17 protein-coding genes are annotated in these 16,481 nt (G+C 74.4%); 9 read left to right on the top strand and 8 right to left on the bottom strand.

What is annotated here, in order from left to right; all coding sequences use genetic code 11:
- Both ACPCUX_RS02150 and ACPCUX_RS02145 read right to left on the bottom strand, forming a co-directional pair.
- Positions 1 to 888, bottom strand: a complete 888-nt coding sequence (locus tag ACPCUX_RS02150) for a phosphoadenylyl-sulfate reductase (RefSeq protein ID WP_423388084.1) — start codon at positions 886 to 888, stop codon at positions 1 to 3.
- A complete protein-coding gene (locus ACPCUX_RS02145) occupies positions 885 to 2,654 on the bottom strand; it encodes a nitrite/sulfite reductase (RefSeq protein ID WP_043655373.1) in 1,770 nt (589 codons plus the stop codon). The genes ACPCUX_RS02150 and ACPCUX_RS02145 overlap by 4 nt, the downstream gene beginning before the upstream one ends.
- Before the next feature lie 411 nt (positions 2,655 to 3,065).
- On the opposite strand from ACPCUX_RS02145, the gene ACPCUX_RS02140 reads away from it, so the two are divergent.
- The 5 genes from ACPCUX_RS02140 (at position 3,066) to pcrA (ending at position 8,176) form a co-directional block, all read left to right on the top strand.
- Positions 3,066 to 3,428, top strand: coding sequence for a hypothetical protein (locus tag ACPCUX_RS02140; RefSeq protein ID WP_085388366.1), 363 nt, complete (start codon positions 3,066 to 3,068; stop codon positions 3,426 to 3,428).
- A 100-nt stretch (positions 3,429 to 3,528) separates the two neighbouring features.
- Positions 3,529 to 4,089 (top strand): PadR family transcriptional regulator, encoded by a 561-nt coding sequence (locus ACPCUX_RS02135; RefSeq protein WP_034653349.1) that lies wholly within the window; start codon positions 3,529 to 3,531, stop codon positions 4,087 to 4,089.
- The gene (locus ACPCUX_RS02130) at positions 4,086 to 4,844 is read left to right on the top strand and encodes an alpha/beta fold hydrolase (protein ID WP_085388365.1); all 759 of its coding nucleotides are present in this window, start codon (positions 4,086 to 4,088) and stop codon (positions 4,842 to 4,844) included. The genes ACPCUX_RS02135 and ACPCUX_RS02130 overlap by 4 nt, the downstream gene beginning before the upstream one ends.
- Positions 4,845 to 4,871: 27 nt before the next feature.
- Complete coding sequence (locus tag ACPCUX_RS02125) at positions 4,872 to 5,354, top strand: DUF456 domain-containing protein (protein WP_034653344.1); 483 nt, start codon at positions 4,872 to 4,874, stop codon at positions 5,352 to 5,354.
- A 68-nt stretch (positions 5,355 to 5,422) separates the two neighbouring features.
- On the top strand, positions 5,423 to 8,176 hold the full coding sequence (gene pcrA, locus ACPCUX_RS02120) for a DNA helicase PcrA (RefSeq protein ID WP_043655379.1): 2,754 nt from the start codon (positions 5,423 to 5,425) through the stop codon (positions 8,174 to 8,176).
- A gap of 90 nt (positions 8,177 to 8,266) precedes the next feature.
- Here pcrA and ACPCUX_RS02115 read toward each other — a convergent pair whose 3' ends face one another.
- The 3 genes from ACPCUX_RS02115 to ACPCUX_RS02105 form a co-directional block, all read right to left on the bottom strand.
- Positions 8,267 to 8,980 carry a DUF6518 family protein gene (locus ACPCUX_RS02115; protein WP_232422971.1) on the bottom strand — a complete coding sequence of 238 codons (714 nt, stop codon included), beginning with the start codon at positions 8,978 to 8,980 and terminating at the stop codon, positions 8,267 to 8,269.
- A gap of 172 nt (positions 8,981 to 9,152) precedes the next feature.
- Positions 9,153 to 9,728 (bottom strand): Clp protease N-terminal domain-containing protein, encoded by a 576-nt coding sequence (locus tag ACPCUX_RS02110; RefSeq protein ID WP_034653342.1) that lies wholly within the window; start codon positions 9,726 to 9,728, stop codon positions 9,153 to 9,155.
- A gap of 1 nt (position 9,729) precedes the next feature.
- Positions 9,730 to 9,951, bottom strand: coding sequence for a helix-turn-helix domain-containing protein (locus ACPCUX_RS02105; RefSeq protein WP_034653339.1), 222 nt, complete (start codon positions 9,949 to 9,951; stop codon positions 9,730 to 9,732).
- A gap of 209 nt (positions 9,952 to 10,160) precedes the next feature.
- Here ACPCUX_RS02105 and sucC point away from each other — a divergent pair, with 209 nt between their 5' ends.
- From sucC to ACPCUX_RS02090, 3 genes are all read left to right on the top strand, one after another.
- On the top strand, positions 10,161 to 11,330 hold the full coding sequence (sucC, locus tag ACPCUX_RS02100) for an ADP-forming succinate--CoA ligase subunit beta (RefSeq protein ID WP_021482339.1): 1,170 nt from the start codon (positions 10,161 to 10,163) through the stop codon (positions 11,328 to 11,330).
- A gap of 37 nt (positions 11,331 to 11,367) precedes the next feature.
- Complete coding sequence (sucD, locus tag ACPCUX_RS02095; RefSeq protein WP_021482340.1) at positions 11,368 to 12,258, top strand: succinate--CoA ligase subunit alpha; 891 nt, start codon at positions 11,368 to 11,370, stop codon at positions 12,256 to 12,258.
- Positions 12,259 to 12,424: 166 nt separating this feature from the next.
- On the top strand, positions 12,425 to 13,675 hold the full coding sequence (locus tag ACPCUX_RS02090; protein WP_423388083.1) for a DUF6350 family protein: 1,251 nt from the start codon (positions 12,425 to 12,427) through the stop codon (positions 13,673 to 13,675).
- A 65-nt stretch (positions 13,676 to 13,740) separates the two neighbouring features.
- Here ACPCUX_RS02090 and ACPCUX_RS02085 read toward each other — a convergent pair whose 3' ends face one another.
- Positions 13,741 to 14,334 (bottom strand): hypothetical protein, encoded by a 594-nt coding sequence (locus ACPCUX_RS02085; protein ID WP_423388082.1) that lies wholly within the window; start codon positions 14,332 to 14,334, stop codon positions 13,741 to 13,743.
- Positions 14,335 to 14,386: 52 nt separating this feature from the next.
- Positions 14,387 to 14,998, bottom strand: a complete 612-nt coding sequence (locus ACPCUX_RS02080) for a hypothetical protein (protein ID WP_423388081.1) — start codon at positions 14,996 to 14,998, stop codon at positions 14,387 to 14,389.
- A gap of 138 nt (positions 14,999 to 15,136) precedes the next feature.
- On the opposite strand from ACPCUX_RS02080, the gene purN reads away from it, so the two are divergent.
- A complete protein-coding gene (gene purN, locus ACPCUX_RS02075; RefSeq protein WP_415298137.1) occupies positions 15,137 to 15,778 on the top strand; it encodes a phosphoribosylglycinamide formyltransferase in 642 nt (213 codons plus the stop codon).
- Here purN and ACPCUX_RS02070 read toward each other — a convergent pair.
- A complete protein-coding gene (locus ACPCUX_RS02070) occupies positions 15,775 to 16,395 on the bottom strand; it encodes an ArsR/SmtB family transcription factor (RefSeq protein ID WP_415298139.1) in 621 nt (206 codons plus the stop codon). The two genes, purN and ACPCUX_RS02070, sit on opposite strands and share 4 nt — an antisense overlap.
- Positions 16,396 to 16,481: the final 86 nt, after the last annotated feature.

The raw sequence follows: 16,481 nt of genomic DNA, 5'->3' as shown, positions 1-16,481 counted from the left end.
TCATACGTGGAGTCCGCACTCTGTCTTGTCGAGCCCCGCCCAGCGGCCGGCCCTCGGGTCCTCGCCCGGCGCGACGCGCCGGGTGCACGGCTGGCAGCCGATCGACGGGTAGCCGTCGTGGAGCAGGGGGTTGAGCACCACCTGGTGCCGCGCCGCGTACGCGAGCAGGTCGTCGAACGACCACGCCGCGAGCGGGTTGATCTTCACGAGCCCGTTCTTCTCGTCGAACGTGACGAGCGGCGTGCCGGTCCGCGTCGGCGCCTCGTCGCGGCGCACGCCCGTGACCCACACCTCGTAGCCCGCGAGCGTGCGGTGCAGCGGCTCGACCTTGCGCAGCTGGCAGCACAGCGCCGGGTCGCGGCCGAACAGGTCCTTGCCGTGCGCCGCGTCCTGCTGGGCGACCGTGAGCTCGGGCCGGACGTCGACGATCGTCACGTCCAGCTGCTGCTCGACGGCGTCGCGCGTCCCGACGGTCTCGGCGAAGTGGTAGCCCGTGTCGAGGAACAGCACGTCGACCCAGGGGATCTGCGCCGTCACGACGTGGGGGAGCACGGCGTCGGCCATGGAGCACGCGACCGCGACGGAGGTCCCGAACTCGCGCGCCGCCCAGGCGACGACCTCGTCGGCGGTCGCCTCCGGGCGCGTGGCGCCCTCGACGCCGGGCGTGCCCACGCCGTGCAGCAGCTCGGCGCCGCGCCGCGCGATCTCGCGCAGCTCGTCGGTCGAGCGCTTCTCCCGGCCCTGCGCGGCCTGCCGCGCACGCTCCGCGTGGTGCGCGGCCTTCGCCTCCTCGCGCTGCTCCGTCCGGGCCCGCGCCGCGGCGCGCAGCGCCGCGAGCGGGTCGGTGCCCGCGGATGCAGCGGTCCCGCCGGTCAGGTCCGCGGTCATCGGAGCGCCTCCTCGTCCGCGCGGTGCGCCCACTCGGCGAACGTCTCGGAGCCGTCCTTGTCGCTCTCGTAGCGCCGGACGACGCGCTCGACGTAGTCGGTGAGGTCGTCCGCGGTCACCTTCAGCCCGCGGACGGTCCGGCCCATGCCCGCGACCTCGCGGTCGTCGGAGGCCAGCCCGCCGCCCAGGTGGACCTGGAAGCCGGGGACCTGCTGACCGTCGTCGTCCATGACGAGCTGGCCCTTGAGGCCGATGTCCGCCGTCTGGATGCGCGCGCACGAGTTGGGGCAGCCGTTGACGTGCAGGGAGAGCGGCTTCATCTGGGACAGGTCCCCGAGGCGCTGCTCGAGCTCGTCGATCGTCGCGGTCGCGGTGTCCTTCGTGTCGACGATCGCGAGCTTGCAGTACTCGATGCCGGTGCACGCGATCGTGCTGCGCCGGAACGGGCTCGGCCGGGCGTCGAGGCCGTTCTCCTTGAGCGTCGACACGACGTGCTCGACGTGCTCGTCCGGCACGTCGAGGACCAGGAGCTTCTGGTGCGGGGTGAGGCGCACGCGGTGCGACCCGACCGACTCCGCGAGGTCGGCGACGTTCGCGAGGATCGTGCCGGACACGCGTCCGACGTACGGCGCGGCCCCGACGTAGTTGAGCCCGTCCTTCTGCTTGTGCACGCCCACGTGGTCGCCGGGGACGGACGGCTTGGGCGCCGGGGGGCCGTCGGGCAGCGCGTACCCGAGGTACTCGGTCTCGAGGACCTCGCGGAACCTCTCCGGACCCCAGTCGGCGAGCAGGAACTTCAGGCGTGCCTTGTTGCGCAGCCGGCGGTAGCCGTAGTCGCGGAAGATCTGCACGACGCCGTGCCACACGTCGGGCACCTGCTCCTCGGTGACGAACGCCCCCAGGCGCTCCCCGAGACGCGGGTTCGCGGACAGCCCGCCGCCGACCCACAGGTCGAACCCGACGCCCAGCTCGGGGTGGCGGTGGGCGACGAACGCGACGTCGTTGATCTCGTGGACGACGTCCTGGCTCGGGTGGCCGGTGAGCGCCGTCTTGAACTTGCGGGGCAGGTTCGCGAGCTCGGGGACGCCGATGTACTTCTCGGTGATCCCCGCGACGGCCGGGCCGATGTCGATGAGCTCGTCGGCGGCGATGCCCGCGACCGGGCTGCCGAGCACGACGCGCGGGACGTCGCCGCACGCCTCGGTCGTCTGCAGCCCGACGGACTCCAGGCGGCGCCAGATCTCGGGGACGTCCTCGACCTCGACCCAGTGGAGCTGGATGTTCTGGCGGTCGGTGATGTCCGCGCTGTCGCGGGCGAACTCCGTCGAGATGCCCGCGACGACGCGGAGCTGCTCGGTCGTGAGCGCCCCGCCGTCGATGCGGACCCGGAGCATGAAGTACCGGTCCTCGAGCTCGTGCGGCTCGAGCGTCGCGGTCCGGCCGCCGTCGATCCCGGGCTTGCGCTGCGTGTACAGGCCCCACCAGCGGAAGCGTCCGTGGAGGTCGTCGCCGGGGATGGAGTCGAAGCCGTCGCGCGCGTAGATCGTCTCGATGCGCTCGCGGACGGACAGGCCGCCGTCCTCCTGCTTCCACTTCTCGTTCGCGTTGAGCGGCTCGGTGCCGTCGACCTTCCACTGCCCGTTCGGTCGTGCGGCGCGCGCGGGGCGGTCTCCCGGCGTCCGGGCCGGGCGCTCGGCGGTGCGCGGCGGACGGGCGGGAGGAGTGCTGCCGTCCGTGGCCTCGGGCGCAGTCGGTGCCTGCGTCATCGGGGTTCCTCGTGTCCTCGTGGGGGGCGGGGACGCGCGACGGCGAGCGCTCAGCGAGGGTGCTGCGAGTGGCTGAGGACCGACGGCGCGCGCCGGTTCTCAGGGGTTCTCGGGAAGAGAGGCGAGCGATGGCTCGCGCTGAGTCGGGCGCGGTTCAGCGACAACAGCTCAGACACGTGTGCGCGCACGCCGGCGTCCCGTGACCGGAGGTCACGAGGAGGGTGCGGGCAGCCGTGGTCATGCCGAGAACAGTAGCCGCGGTCCGGACGCGTGGACAGCCCCGGTCCGCATGGTGGGAAACCGGAAATAGTAGACCGATTCAGTCTGCTTTGTCGAGCGTCGTGGATCACCGGGCGCATCTCACCTTGTGCAAAGTTTCACGACAGGGTCGTCAGCAAATACCATGGGCCCATGGAGTTCCTCTACAACGTCTTCGTCGCGCTGCACTTCATCGGGTGGGCCATCGTGCTCGGTGGCTACCTCGCGTCCCTGCGCTCGCCGGGCCTGTACAAGGGCGTCTTCCACGGGGCGCTCACCGCGCTCGTCGCAGGGGTCGTCATGGTTGGCATCAAGGAGATGGGTGACTTCGGGCGAGAGCTCGACATGGCCAAGATCGGCGTCAAGCTGGTCGTCGCCCTCGTCGTCGCCGTCCTCGCGTTCGTCGCCAAGCGGCAGGGGGCCAAGTCCTCCGACGGCGCCGTGGCGCCGGGCCTCAAGCACGCCATCGGCGGCCTGACCCTCGTCAACATCCTCGTCGCCGTGTTCTGGAACTGACCGCACCACCGGCACCCGGCCCGTCGACGCTCCGCGTCGGCGGGCCGTCGTCGTCTCGGGAAGCGTTGACCGGGATCTAGGTGCATGGTCCACTAGTCGCATGGTCCTTCGATACCTCGTGCTTGGGCTCCTCACGGTCCGGCCCATGACCGGCTACGACCTCAAGCGCGCGTTCGACACCTCCGTGCACCATTTCTGGGCTGCGGACCGCTCGCAGCTCTACCGCACGCTCGCGGCCCTCGTCGACGCGGGCCTCGCCGAGGTGGAGGTCGTGCCGCAGGAGAGCTACCCCGACCGCAAGGTCCACACGATCACCGCCGCGGGCCGCGCGGCGCTCCGCGACTGGCTCGCCGCGCCGCTCGAGCCGGAGGACGCGCGCGAGCCCTTCCTCGGGCGGTTGTTCTTCGCCGACCAGCTCGACGACGCAGGCGTCCGGGAGCTCCTCGCGTCCCGCCGCGCGCAGGCGGAGGAGGCGGTCGCGGCGCTCACCGCCGAGCAGGAGCGCGTCGCCGCCGTCCTCGCCGACGGCGGTCCCGACGCCGACCGCGTCCGCGGCACCCGCGGGCTCGCCCTGCGCCTCGCCACGCTCCGCCACGGCCTCGCGCACGCCCGGACCGAGCTCGCCTGGCTCGACGAGACCGAGCGCGAGGTGCTCGCGTGAGCGCGCCGGACGCCGTCACCGTCGTCCTGCTGCACGGCGGCAACGTCGCGTCGTGGATGTGGGAGCCGCAGGTCGAGCACCTCGCCGACCTCGACGTCCGGACGCCGGACCTGCCCGGCTTCGGGTCCCGCGCGGCCGAGGACGTCGTGTCGCTCGACGCCACCGCCGACGACGTGGCTGCCCTCGTCGCTGCGCTGCCCGCGGACCGGGCCGTGCACCTCGTCGGGCTGTCGTACGGCGGGATCGTCGCCCTCCGGGTCGCGGCACGGCACCCCGGGCTCGTGCGCTCCGTCCTCGCGTCCGGCGCGGCGGTCGACGGCGTGCCCGGGCTCGCCGGCGCCGTCGGGCGCGCGCAGCTCAGGGTGTGGGACCGGCGCTGGTACTGGGAGGCGCAGGCGCGAGCCTTCCGCCTCCCTGCCGACGCGCGCGACCTCTTCGTCCGGTCCGGCCTCGCGATCCGCCGCGACAACATGGCCCGCACGCTGCGCGACGTCTACGGCGGCTGCTGGCCGACGGGCCTCGAGGCGTCGGGCGCGCGCGTCCTCGCCGTCGCGGGCTCGCGCGACGTGCGCGCCGCGCGCTCCGCGCTCGCGACGATCGCCCGCCGGGTGCCGGACGCCGTCGTCCGCCTGGCGCCCGGCATGCACCACCAGTGGAGCGCGGAGGACCCCGACCTGTTCAGCGCGATGATCCGCTCGTGGGTGGTCGACGGCGTCGCGCACCCCCGGCTGGTCCCGCCCGCGGGGCGTGCGTAGCGCGCCGGACGTGCGAGGGTTTCCCCCGTGAGCGTCGGTGGAGAGGTCCTCGTCGGGCTGGCGATCCTGGTCGGGCTGATCGGGATCGTCGTGCAGATCCTGCCCGGGAACGTGCTCGTGCTCGGGGCGATCCTCGTGTGGGCGATCGTCACGGGCGGCACGGCCGCCTGGGTCGTCTTCGCGGTCGCGGCCGTGCTCGTCGTCGCCGCCGAGGTCTCCCAGTACGTGCTCGCGGGTCGGCACATGCGCCGGGCGGACGTCCCGTGGTCGACGCTCGTGTGGGGCGGCATCGCGGGCGTCGTCGGGTTCTTCGTCATCCCGGTGGTCGGGCTCTTCATCGGGTTCGTGCTCGCCGTGTTCCTCGCCGAGCTCGTGCGCCGTCGCGACCGGCGCGCCGCCTGGCGCGCGACGGTCGCCGCGATGCAGGCGACCGGCATCACGATCCTCGTCCAGCTCCTCGGCGGGCTGCTCGCCGCCGCGACGTGGGGCATCGGGCTCACGTTCACCTGACGCCTGCCGGTGGACGCGGCGGCCGGGCGGTGCCGGGTGTGGGCGCGGGCGCCTAGGCTGGAGGGGCTATGGCTTCGCTCTTCGAGAACCTCCCGCTGCCCGGCCTCGACACGCTGTTCGACGGCCCGCGCGTCGACCACGGCGGCGAGTCCCGCCTCCCGCGGACCGCCCCGCGCTGGACCGACGATCCGGCCGTGCCCGACGGCGCGGGGTCGCCCGCCGCGGACGGCGCGCCGGGCACGACCGGCGGTGCGCCGTCGGGCGAGCGTCGCGGCCGGTACGCGCACCTCGACCCCGACGCGCTGCTCGACGGGCTCAACCCGCAGCAGCGCGAGGCCGTCGTGCACGCGGGCGGGCCGCTGCTCATCGTCGCGGGCGCCGGGTCGGGCAAGACGCGCGTGCTGACGCACCGCATCGCGCACCTGCTCGCCACGGGCCGGGCGCGCGCGGGCCAGATCCTCGCGATCACGTTCACCAACAAGGCCGCGGCCGAGATGCGCGAGCGCGTCGAGGCGCTCGTCGGGCCGTCGGCGCGGAACATGTGGGTCTCCACGTTCCACTCGGCGTGCGTGCGCATCCTGCGGCGGGAGGCGAAGACGCTCGGCCTGCGGTCGAGCTTCTCGATCTACGACGCCGCGGACTCCCAGCGGCTCATCACCCTCGTCACGCGCGAGCTCGACCTGGACCCCAAGAAGTACCCGGCCCGGTCGCTCGCCAACAAGATCTCGGACCTCAAGAACGAGCTCATCGACCCCGAGACCTACGCGCGCGACTCCGGCGCCCACGCGACGGACGACGGCCTCGCGGCGCGGGCCGGCCAGCACGGCGCGAACGTGCCCGAGTTCGACCAGGTGCTCGCCGACGTCTACACGCGCTACCAGGCCCGTCTCGTCGCGGCCAGCGCGCTCGACTTCGACGACATCATCATGACCACGGTGAACCTGCTCCAGGCGTTCCCCGCGGTCGCCGAGCACTACCGCCGCCGGTTCCGCCACGTGCTCGTCGACGAGTACCAGGACACCAACCACGCGCAGTACGTGCTCGTGCGCGAGCTCGCGGGCGTGGGCGAGGACTCCGCGGCGACCGACGCGGCGACGAGCGGCACGGGCGAGGCGCAGGTCCCGGCGCTCGACCCGGCCGAGCTCACCGTCGTCGGCGACGCCGACCAGTCGATCTACGCGTTCCGCGGCGCGACGATCCGCAACATCCTCGAGTTCGAGGCCGACTACCCGGACGCCCGGACCATCCTGCTCGAGCAGAACTACCGCTCGACCCAGAACATCCTCTCGGCCGCCAACGCCGTCATCTCGCGCAACCCCGACCGCAAGCCCAAGCGCCTGTGGACGGACTCGGGTGCGGGCGCGAAGGTCATCGGCTACGTCGCGGACAACGAGCACGAGGAGGCGCGGTTCGTCGCGGAGGAGATCGACCGCCTCGGCGACACCGAGGGCGTGCGACCCGGCGACGTCGCGGTCTTCTACCGCACGAACGCGCAGTCCCGGGCGCTGGAGGAGGTGCTCATCCGCGTCGGCCTGCCGTACAAGGTCGTCGGCGGCACGCGCTTCTACGAGCGCCGTGAGGTCAAGGACGCCGTGGCGTACCTGCGCGCGATCGACAACCTCGACGACGACGTCAACCTGCGCCGCGTCCTCAACGTGCCCAAGCGCGGTCTCGGCGACCGCGCCGAGGGCGCCGTCGCGGCGCTCGCGGACCGCGAGCGCATCTCGTTCGGCGCGGCGCTCGCCCGCATCGACGAGATCCCCGGCCTGACGAACCGCACGCTCAACCCGCTGCGCGCCTTCGCGGAGCTCATGACGGGGCTGCGCGAGCTCGCGGACTCCGGCGCGAGCCCGTCCGAGATCCTCGGCGCCGTCCTCGACCGCACGGGCTACCTCGCCGAGCTGCGCGCGAGCGACGACCCGCAGGACGCGACGCGCGTCGAGAACCTCGCCGAGCTGCACGCCGTCGCGACGGAGTTCAGCGAGCTCGACCCCGAGGGCACGCTGTCCGACTTCCTCGAGCGCGTCTCGCTCGTCGCCGACGCCGACCAGATCCCCGCGGACGACGGCGCCGACGAGGAGGGCGAGGGCGAGGAGAAGGAGGACCCGGGCGTCGTCACGCTCATGACCCTGCACACCGCGAAGGGCCTCGAGTTCCCCGTCGTCTTCCTCACCGGCATGGAGGACGGCACGTTCCCGCACATGCGGTCCCTGCACGACGACGCCGAGCTCGCCGAGGAGCGCCGCCTCGCCTACGTGGGCATCACGCGCGCGCGCGAGCGGCTCTACGTGTCGCGGTCCGCGGTGCGCTCCGCGTGGGGCATGGCGAACGAGTTCCCGCCGAGCCGGTTCCTCGAGGAGATCCCCGAGGAGCTGTGGGACTGGCGGCGGCGCGAGTCGTCGATGGCGACGCTGCGCGCGGGCGGGTCCGTCTGGGGCCGCGGGTCGGGCTCGTGGTCCGGTTCGCGTTCCGGATTCGGGTCGGGGGCGCGGACAGGCGCCGACGACGACGGGTCTACCATCCGCGGCCCTCGTTCCTCGGGCCGCTCCCGCCAGACCCGCCACGACCCGTCGTCGTCGGCCCCTGCCCGCGCCGCGTTCGGCTCGCCTTCCGGCGGGGCGAAGTTCGGTTCGGCGACGCCGCGGGCCGACGGGGACGTGCCGAACCTCGCCGTCGGCGACAAGGTCACGCACGACGCGTACGGGCTCGGGACGGTCGTCTCGCTCGAGGGCGCGGGGCCGAACGCCGTCGCGAAGATCGACTTCGGAGCGGACGGCACCAAGCGGCTGCTGCTGCGGTACTCGCCCGTCACCAAGCTCTGACGCACCACGCTCCGACGCACCACGCGCCGACACGCAGGGCGCTCGACCGGCCGGTCGAGCGCTCTGCGTGCGCGCGGGACGTCCGCCGCGTCAGCCGATCGTGCCGAGCGCGCGGTAGGCGAGGACGAACGCCGTGGCGACGACGGCGGTGCCCCCTGCGGCGACGGCCACCGGGACGGGGCCGCGCAGGCGCCGGGTCAGCATCGCGGCGAGCAGGACGAGCGACGCAAGCCCGATCACCACCCAGTACGTGGCACCCGTCGTCTCGACGACCGTGGTGAGCCCGTACACCGACTCGCCGAGGCCGATGCCCGCGAGCACCGCCGTGCCGAGAGCCGCGCGCACGCCCGCGCGCCACAGCCACGCCGCCGCGACCCCGACGAACGGGCCGACGACGAGGCCGACCACCCCGAACAGCGTCGGGTCGTAGAAGAACCCGCGCAGGTCGGCGGCGACCGTGTACCCGAGGGTGAGCAGCACGAAGCTCGCCGCGCCCAGCACGGCGGCGTGCCAGGTCCGCGTCCGCGCGTCGCGCGCGGCCCAGGCGACGAGGAGCGCGGTGAGCAGGGTCCAGCCGCTCGCCGAGTTCGCGAAGGGGGCCGCGGCGTCGGGCAGGAAGCCCTGGGCGAAGGACGTGAGGCCGCCGAGCAGGAAGCTCGCGGCGAGCACGACGGCGCCCCGCGCCCAGGGCTGTCCACCGGGCACCGGGGCGCCGGCGTGGCGGCCCGGCGCGGAGCGCGTGCGGAGGGCGGAGGCGTCGGAGCGGGAGTCCGAGCGGCGGGGGAGCGCAGTCTGGTCGGGCACGCCCCGACGGTAGGTGCGCCGGGCACCGCGGGGCGTCAGCCCGTCGTCGGGCACGGGCGCGCGCCCGGTCCTCCCGTGGCACGACGACCGAGCCCGAGGAGCCTGCCGTGACGCTGCCGTCGGCCGCTCGCCCGCCCCTGGCCCGACCGCGACGTGCGGCGCGGCGTGCCGGTCAGGACGCCGCGCGGTGCCGGGTCGAGAGCGCGGCGCGCAGGCCGGCGTCGTCCGACCCGGCGGCCGTGAGCGCGCCGGTGAGCGCCCGGTGCGCCGTCGAGCCCGTGCTGCGCGCGACGGCCGCGAGGACGTGGCCCGAGTCGATCACGCGCGAAGCGTCGTGCACGGCCTCGCGGAGCGAGAGCTCGAGCACCTTCTTCGCCTCGGGGGTGAACGGGATGTGCGCGCGGCCTCGGCGGCGCCCGCGGCCCCGCGCGTCGTCCGCTGCCCGGTCGAGCGCGCCAGGGCCGAACGCGGCGTCCGTGCGGGCCCGGACCTGGTCCAGGTCGATCCCGAGCGCCGCGAGCGCGGGGCCGTCGAGCGGGTCGAGCCCGCCGGCGGCGTCGACCTCGCGCTCGAGGTCGGCCGGACTCACGCCGACCGCACCGAGCGCGGCCGCCCCGGCGCCGCCCTCCTGCCGGGCGAGCGACAGGAGCAGGTGCACCCCGTCGATGGTGTCGTCGCCGCGCTCCCGCGCGACCTCCTGGGCGCCGACCACGGTCTCCCGGGCGTCGGCGGCGAAGCGTTCGAACATGTCACGACCTCCTCGTGGTGCGGGACGCGCCGTACTTCTTGTGCACGGCCTGACGCGTGACGCCGAGCCGGTCGGCGATCTCCTGCCAGGACCAGCCGAGCGCCCGGGCGTGCTCGACCTGGAGCGCCTCGAGGCGCTCGGCCAGCACGCGCAGCGACCGCACGGCCCGCAGCCCGACGTCCGGGTCGGTGCTGCTCGCGGCGTCCATGTCGACGGGTTCCATGTGTGTCAATCTAGGTTGACGCTCGCCGTGATGTCAACAGTAGTTGACGCCCGCCGTACGGGGTGACGAAGGGAACACCGGTCCGCGAGCCGCCGCAGCGGCCCCGGATAGGCGCGCCCCGGAGCGGGGGCTACCCTGTACGGGGATGTCTTGATGTCGAGACATCGGTCATGCCGCACACGGCGCATCAGACGGAAGGACGCAGCAGGGTGGACCTGTTCGAATACCAGGCGCGTGACATCTTCGAGAAGCACGGCGTGCCCGTGCTGGGCGGGGTCGTCGCGACGACGCCCGAGGAGGCCCGCGCGGGAGCCGAGAAGCTCGGCGGGGGCACCGTGGTCGTCAAGGCCCAGGTGAAGACCGGCGGCCGCGGCAAGGCCGGCGGCGTGAAGCTCGCCCACTCGCCCGAGGAGGCCGCCGAGAAGGCGTCCGAGATCCTCGGCATGGACATCAAGGGCCACACCGTCCACCGCGTGATGGTGGCGCAGGGTGCCAAGATCGCCGAGGAGTTCTACTTCTCGGTGCTGCTGGACCGCTCGAACCGCAACTACCTCGCCATGTGCTCCGTCGAGGGCGGCATGGAGATCGAGCAGCTCGCCGTCGAGCGCCCCGAGGCGCTCGCCAAGGTCGCCGTCGACCCGATCGTGGGCATCGACGAGGCGAAGGCGCGCGAGATCGTCGACGCCGCGGGCTTCGCCGAGGAGCTCAAGGCGCCGGTCGCCGACGTCATCCGCTCGCTGTGGACCGTGTTCACGGCCGAGGACGCGACGCTCGTCGAGGTGAACCCGCTCGTCCGCACGGAGGACGGCTCGATCATCGCGCTCGACGGCAAGGTCACGCTGGACGACAACGCGTCGGAGGTCCGTCACCCGGACCACGAGGCGCTGGAGGACAAGGAGTCGACCGACCCGCTCGAGGCCAAGGCCAAGGAGAACGGCCTCAACTACGTCAAGCTCGACGGCGAGGTCGGCATCATCGGCAACGGTGCCGGGCTCGTCATGAGCACGCTCGACGTCGTCGCGTACGCGGGCGAGGAGCACGGCGGCGTCAAGCCGGCCAACTTCCTCGACATCGGCGGCGGCGCGAACGCGCAGGTCATGGCGAACGGTCTCGACGTGATCCTCAACGACCCGCAGGTCAAGTCGGTCTTCGTCAACGTCTTCGGTGGCATCACCGCGTGCGACGAGGTCGCGAAGGGCATCGTGGGCGCGCTCGAGATCCTCGGCGACGAGGCGACCAAGCCGCTCGTCGTGCGCCTCGACGGCAACAACGTGGAGCTCGGCCGCGCGATCCTGCGCGAGGCGAACCACCCGCTCGTGACCCTCGCCGAGACCATGGACGGCGGTGCCGCCAAGGCGGCCGAGCTGGCCAACGCCTGATCGCCCGTAGACGCGGAAAGCTGAGACAGAGAACACCATGTCGATCTACCTGAACTCCGACTCCAAGATCATCGTCCAGGGCATCACCGGCGGGATGGGTGCCAAGCACACCGCCCTCATGCTCGACTCGGGCGCGCAGATCGTCGGCGGCGTCAACGCCCGCAAGGCCGGCACGACCGTCACGCACAAGGACCACGAGGGCAACGACGTCACGCTGCCGGTGTTCGGCACCGTCGCCGAGGCGATGGCCGAGACGGGCGCGAACGTGTCTGTCCTGTTCGTCCCGCCGGCGTTCACCAAGGACGCCGCGATCGAGGCGATCGACGCCGAGATGCCGCTCATCGTCGTCATCACCGAGGGCGTGCCCGTCCAGGACACGGCCGAGGTCTGGGCCTACCTGCAGGGCAAGGGCACGCGCATGATCGGCCCGAACTGCCCCGGCATCATCACGCCGGGCGAGTCGCTCGCCGGCATCACCCCGCACACCATCACGGGCAAGGGCCCGGTCGGTCTCGTGTCGAAGTCGGGCACGCTGACCTACCAGATGATGTACGAGCTCAAGGACCTCGGCTTCTCGACCGCCATCGGTATCGGCGGCGACCCGATCGTCGGCACCACGCACATCGACGCGCTCGAGGCGTTCGAGAACGACCCCGAGACCAAGGCGATCGTCATGATCGGCGAGATCGGCGGCGACGCCGAGGAGCGCGCCGCGGCGTACATCAAGGAGCACGTGACGAAGCCGGTCGTCGGCTACGTCGCGGGCTTCACCGCCCCCGAGGGCAAGACGATGGGCCACGCCGGCGCCATCGTCTCCGGCTCCGCGGGCACCGCCCAGGCGAAGAAGGAGGCCCTGGAGGCCGTCGGCGTCAAGGTCGGCAAGACGCCGTCCGAGACCGCCGCGCTCCTGCGCGAGGTCCTCGCCTGACCCTTGGCTCCGTCGGGCCGCACGGCCCGCTGCCACGCCGTACGACGCCCCGCGACCGGTCCGCCGGTCGCGGGGCGTCGTCGTCCCCGGGGCCGGTGGCGCCGGTAGTCTGGCGCGCCGGGGCGAATGCCCCGAACCGACCTCTCGATCGACGACGATGGGCACCATGAGCACCACCAGCACGACTCGCGGTGCGCGCACGCGCACCGTGGAAGGCAGCCCGGCACCCGCACCCGTCGGGGTGCGCCGTGCACCGTCCGGCGCGCTCGCCGCGCTCCAGGCGCTCACCCTGTCGCTCGCCGTCGTCGTGCTCCCGGGCGTCGTCGCGTTCCTGGCGTCCTCGACCGGGGCGTCCGAGGGGACGGGCTGGGGACAGTCGGTCACCGTCGCGGCGGGCTTCTGGCTCCTCGGCCACGGCGTCCCGCTCGTCGCGAGCGGCACGACGGTCACGCTCGTCCCGCTCGGTCTCACCGCCCTCGCGCTCTTCTGCTGCTTCGCGTCGGCACGCCGCTCGGCGCACACCGCGGTCTCCGCCTGGGTGGCCGGCACCGTCACGTACGCGCTCACGACGCTCGGCGTCGCCCTGCTCGCCGGCTCGACGCCGCCCTGGGGCCTCGGGGTCGCCGTCGTCGGGGGAGCCGTCGTCGGAGGGCTCGGGCTCGGCGGCGGGATTCTCGCGCGCCCGGACGCGCCGTTCGTCGCCGACCTCGCCGCGCGTCTCGACCGGGTCGTGCCACCGACGGTGCGCCTCGGGCTGCGGGGGGGTCTGCTCGGCACGAGCCTGCTCGCCGGGGCGTCCGCGGTGGTGGTCGGCGCGTGGCTCGTCGCGGGCCGCGCGACGTCGGGCGACATCGTCGCCGGGCTCGTGCCCGGCACGGTCGGGGGGATCGTCCTCGCGCTCGGCCAGCTCGCCGTGCTGCCCAACCTCGTGGCGTGGGCCGGGGCGTGGCTCGTCGGTCCCGGGTTCGCCGTGGGCGAGGGGAGCACGTTCGCGCCCGGCGGGTCGGAGCCGGGTGCGCTGCCCGCGATCCCGCTCCTCGGGGCGCTGCCCGGCGACGACTGGACCAACGCCCTCACGCCCTGGGTGCCGGCCGGCGTCGTCGCGCTCGGCGTCGTCGCGGGCGTGTTCGTCTGGCGGCGCCTGCGCGACGTGACGGGCACCCACCCGGACGACGTCGTCCCCTGGTCCGCCGTCGTCCTCGCGCTCGCCGGCGTCGCGCTCGCGTCCGGCCTGCTCGTCGGGCTCGTGAGCTGGCTCGCCGGGGGAGCGGTGGGCCCCGGCCGGCTCGAGGTCGTAGGCGCGGACGCGCTCGTCGTCGGCGCGCTCGCCGCGGCCGAGATCGGCGGCGGCGCCGCGCTCGCCGTCCTGTGGTCCCGGCTCGAGGTCCTGGGCCGGCGCCACGGCGACGCCGGCTGACCCGCGGAGGCGACACGGCGGGTCGGGCCGGGCCCGGTCCTGCCGGGTGTCGTCGTCCGCGGCGGTCAGCCCGAGGGCGGGGTGCGCGGCGGGGTCGCGTCGAGGCCGACGACGGACGCCGGGACCGCGCACCCGGGAGACGCGGCGAGGTCCATCCTCGTCACCGCCGACCAGCCGTCCTCGGTGAGCGGGAGCTCGAACGGGGCGTCCTCGCCGGCCGCGGTGCTCGCCGCCCAGGCCGCGAGCCCGTCCGCGAGGGCCGACCAGTCCTCGGCCCAGGACCGTGCCGGCCGGTCGGCGTCGAGGACGTCCGCGGGCAGCGCGCCGACGGCGGCGGCGAGCGCACGGGCACCCTGGGCGACGTCGAGCGCGGCGGCGGCGCGTCCCTCGGGAGACGTCGCTGCGGCGAGCGTCACGCCGGCCTCCTGGACGCGCGCACAGGGATCTGCCGCCACGGTCAGGACCCGGCCGTCCTCGACGAGCTCGGGCGCGTCGTGCGCCGCGAACGGCACGACCACCGCGACGACGCCCGCCACCAGGGCGACGACCGCGACGGGGACGGCGAGCCACCACCAGCGCGACCCCGCGCGACGCAGCCCTTCCCGCGGCACGGGCGGGAGCGGTGGGGGAGCCTCGGGCGGCGTCGTCGGCGCGGTCACGCGCTCACCCTAGGGGCGCGACGTCACGAACCGGTGACGGAGCCTCGACGCGTCAGGAGGACGCGGGGGCGGGGGTGGGGAACCAGCGGGCGAACTTCTCCTCGAGCGCGTGCGTGCGCTCGACGTCGCAGCGCTTCTCGGCCGAGACGGTGATCGCGCCGTCGAGGCACTGCTGGTGCGCGAGCGCGACGTCCCACGTGACGAGCGTCGAGACCATCTGGAGCGCGAGCATGGCCGAGAGCCCGACGCCGATCCCGAGGGCCGGGACGAGCGCGCCGCGCACGCGGGCCCGCCAGACGGCGAGCAGCGCCCGGATGCCCACGACGATCGCGCCGAGCGCGAGCGCGAGGCTCACGGCCTGCCACGGGAACGGCATGGTGCTCACGACGATGACGGCGAGCAGGAGCAGGCCGAAGTGCAGGGTGCGTCGCGTCGCCTGCCGGGCGAGCTCCGGGTCGGGCTCCGCGGGCTCGGGCGGCACGGGGCGCCGGTGGCCCGGCCCGGCCTGCTGGTCCGGGCGCGCGGGCGGCGGGGGGACCGGCGCGGGGGCGGGGCCCGGTGCGGGCGCCGGCGCGTCCGGACGCGCTCCGTCCTCCGGCTGCGCGGGCTCGGGTCGAGGCTGCTGCGGCGCGTCGGGACGGGGCGGTGCGTACGGGTTGCCCACGGGCAGCTCCTCGGTCGGTCGGGCGGCTCGCGGTACATTCTCCCATCGGAGGCTGCGTGCCCCGACGGGTGTCCCACCGGCCCGCCGCCGCGGTCGCGCTCCGTGACCCGCGACCCCTCGAAACCCCGCAGGAGCACCGTGCAGACGCCGTCCGGCCACCTCGTCGAGTCCACCTCCGCCGCCCGCGTCGTCGTGCTGGTGTCGGGGGCGGGCAGCAACCTCGCGGCGCTCCTCGCCGCGCACGACGACGCCGCGTACGGCGCGCGCGTCGTGGGCGTCGTCTCCGACAAGGCGGACGCCGGCGGCCTGGACCTCGCCCGCGAGGCGGGCGTCGCCGCCGTCGTCGTGGCCCCCGGCGACTTCGCGGACCGGGCCGCGTGGAACGAGGCCGTCGCGCAGGCGGTCGACGTGTTCCGGCCCGACCTCGTGGTCCTCGCCGGGTTCATGCGCATCCTCGGCCCCGCGTTCGTGGGCCGCTTCGCGGGCCGCACGCTCAACACCCACCCCGCGCTCCTGCCGTCCTTCCCCGGCGCGCACGGCGTGCGCGACGCGCTCGCCTACGGCGTCCGCGTCACGGGCTGCACGGTCCACGTGGTCGACGACGGCGTCGACACCGGCCCGATCGTCGCCCAGGTCGCGGTGCCGGTCGAGGACGGTGACGACGAGTCGTCGCTGCACGAGCGCATCAAGGTGGCCGAGCGGGCGCTGCTCGTCGAGACCGTGGGGCGCGTGGCGCGCGAGGGCCTGCGCATCGACGGTCGCCGGGTCGTGCTGGGCTAGTCGGCGGGCGCCTCGGCCTGTCGGCCGGAGGCGACCTCTCCCGGCGGGGGCGCGGGGTCGTCGTCGTCCGCCGGGGGCAGATCGCGCGGGGCGAGCACCGCGAGGACCTGGTAGGTCTCGCGGCGCGCCTCGGGGTCCGCGCGCCCCTCGTCGAGCGCGCGCGTGTTCCAGCGCTCGACGAGCTCTTGGAGCTCGCGCGACATCGTCGCCGCCTGCTCGGGGCTGAGCACGAGCGTGCTCAGCGCGAGGATCCGGTCCTCCCGCGCGCCCATCGCGCTCCCGCGGCGGAACGTCTCCTCGGCCCAGGCGAGCGCCGGGCGGACGACGTGGCGCACCGCGTCCGGCGTCCCGGGCTCCACCGCGTAGCTCTCCGCGACGTTCTTCCAGACGCGGTCCCGGCGGTCCCGGGCGTGCTCGGGCGCCTCGACGATCATGCCCGCCCGGGCGAGGACCCGGAGGTGGAAGCTCACGGAGTTGGCCGGCTCTCCGGTGGCCCGGGCGAGGTCCGCCGCGCGCGCGTGCCCGAGGACGGCGAGCTCCATGAGGATCCGCTGGCGCAGCGGGTGCGCGATCGCGCGCAGCGCCGCGGGGTCCTGGACGTGGAAGGTCTCGAGCACAGGCCGAGGCTAGCAACGCCCGAGTGGTCCGCACGGGGGAGTGCTCACCACAAAGTGCGCAATGACTATTGCGCAACTCTCGTTGC

Source organism: Cellulosimicrobium sp. AB352 (assembly GCF_049538415.1).
Taxonomy (GTDB): Bacteria; Actinomycetota; Actinomycetes; order Actinomycetales; family Cellulomonadaceae; genus Cellulosimicrobium; species Cellulosimicrobium funkei.
This window is presented reverse-complemented; position numbering and strand designations above follow the sequence as displayed.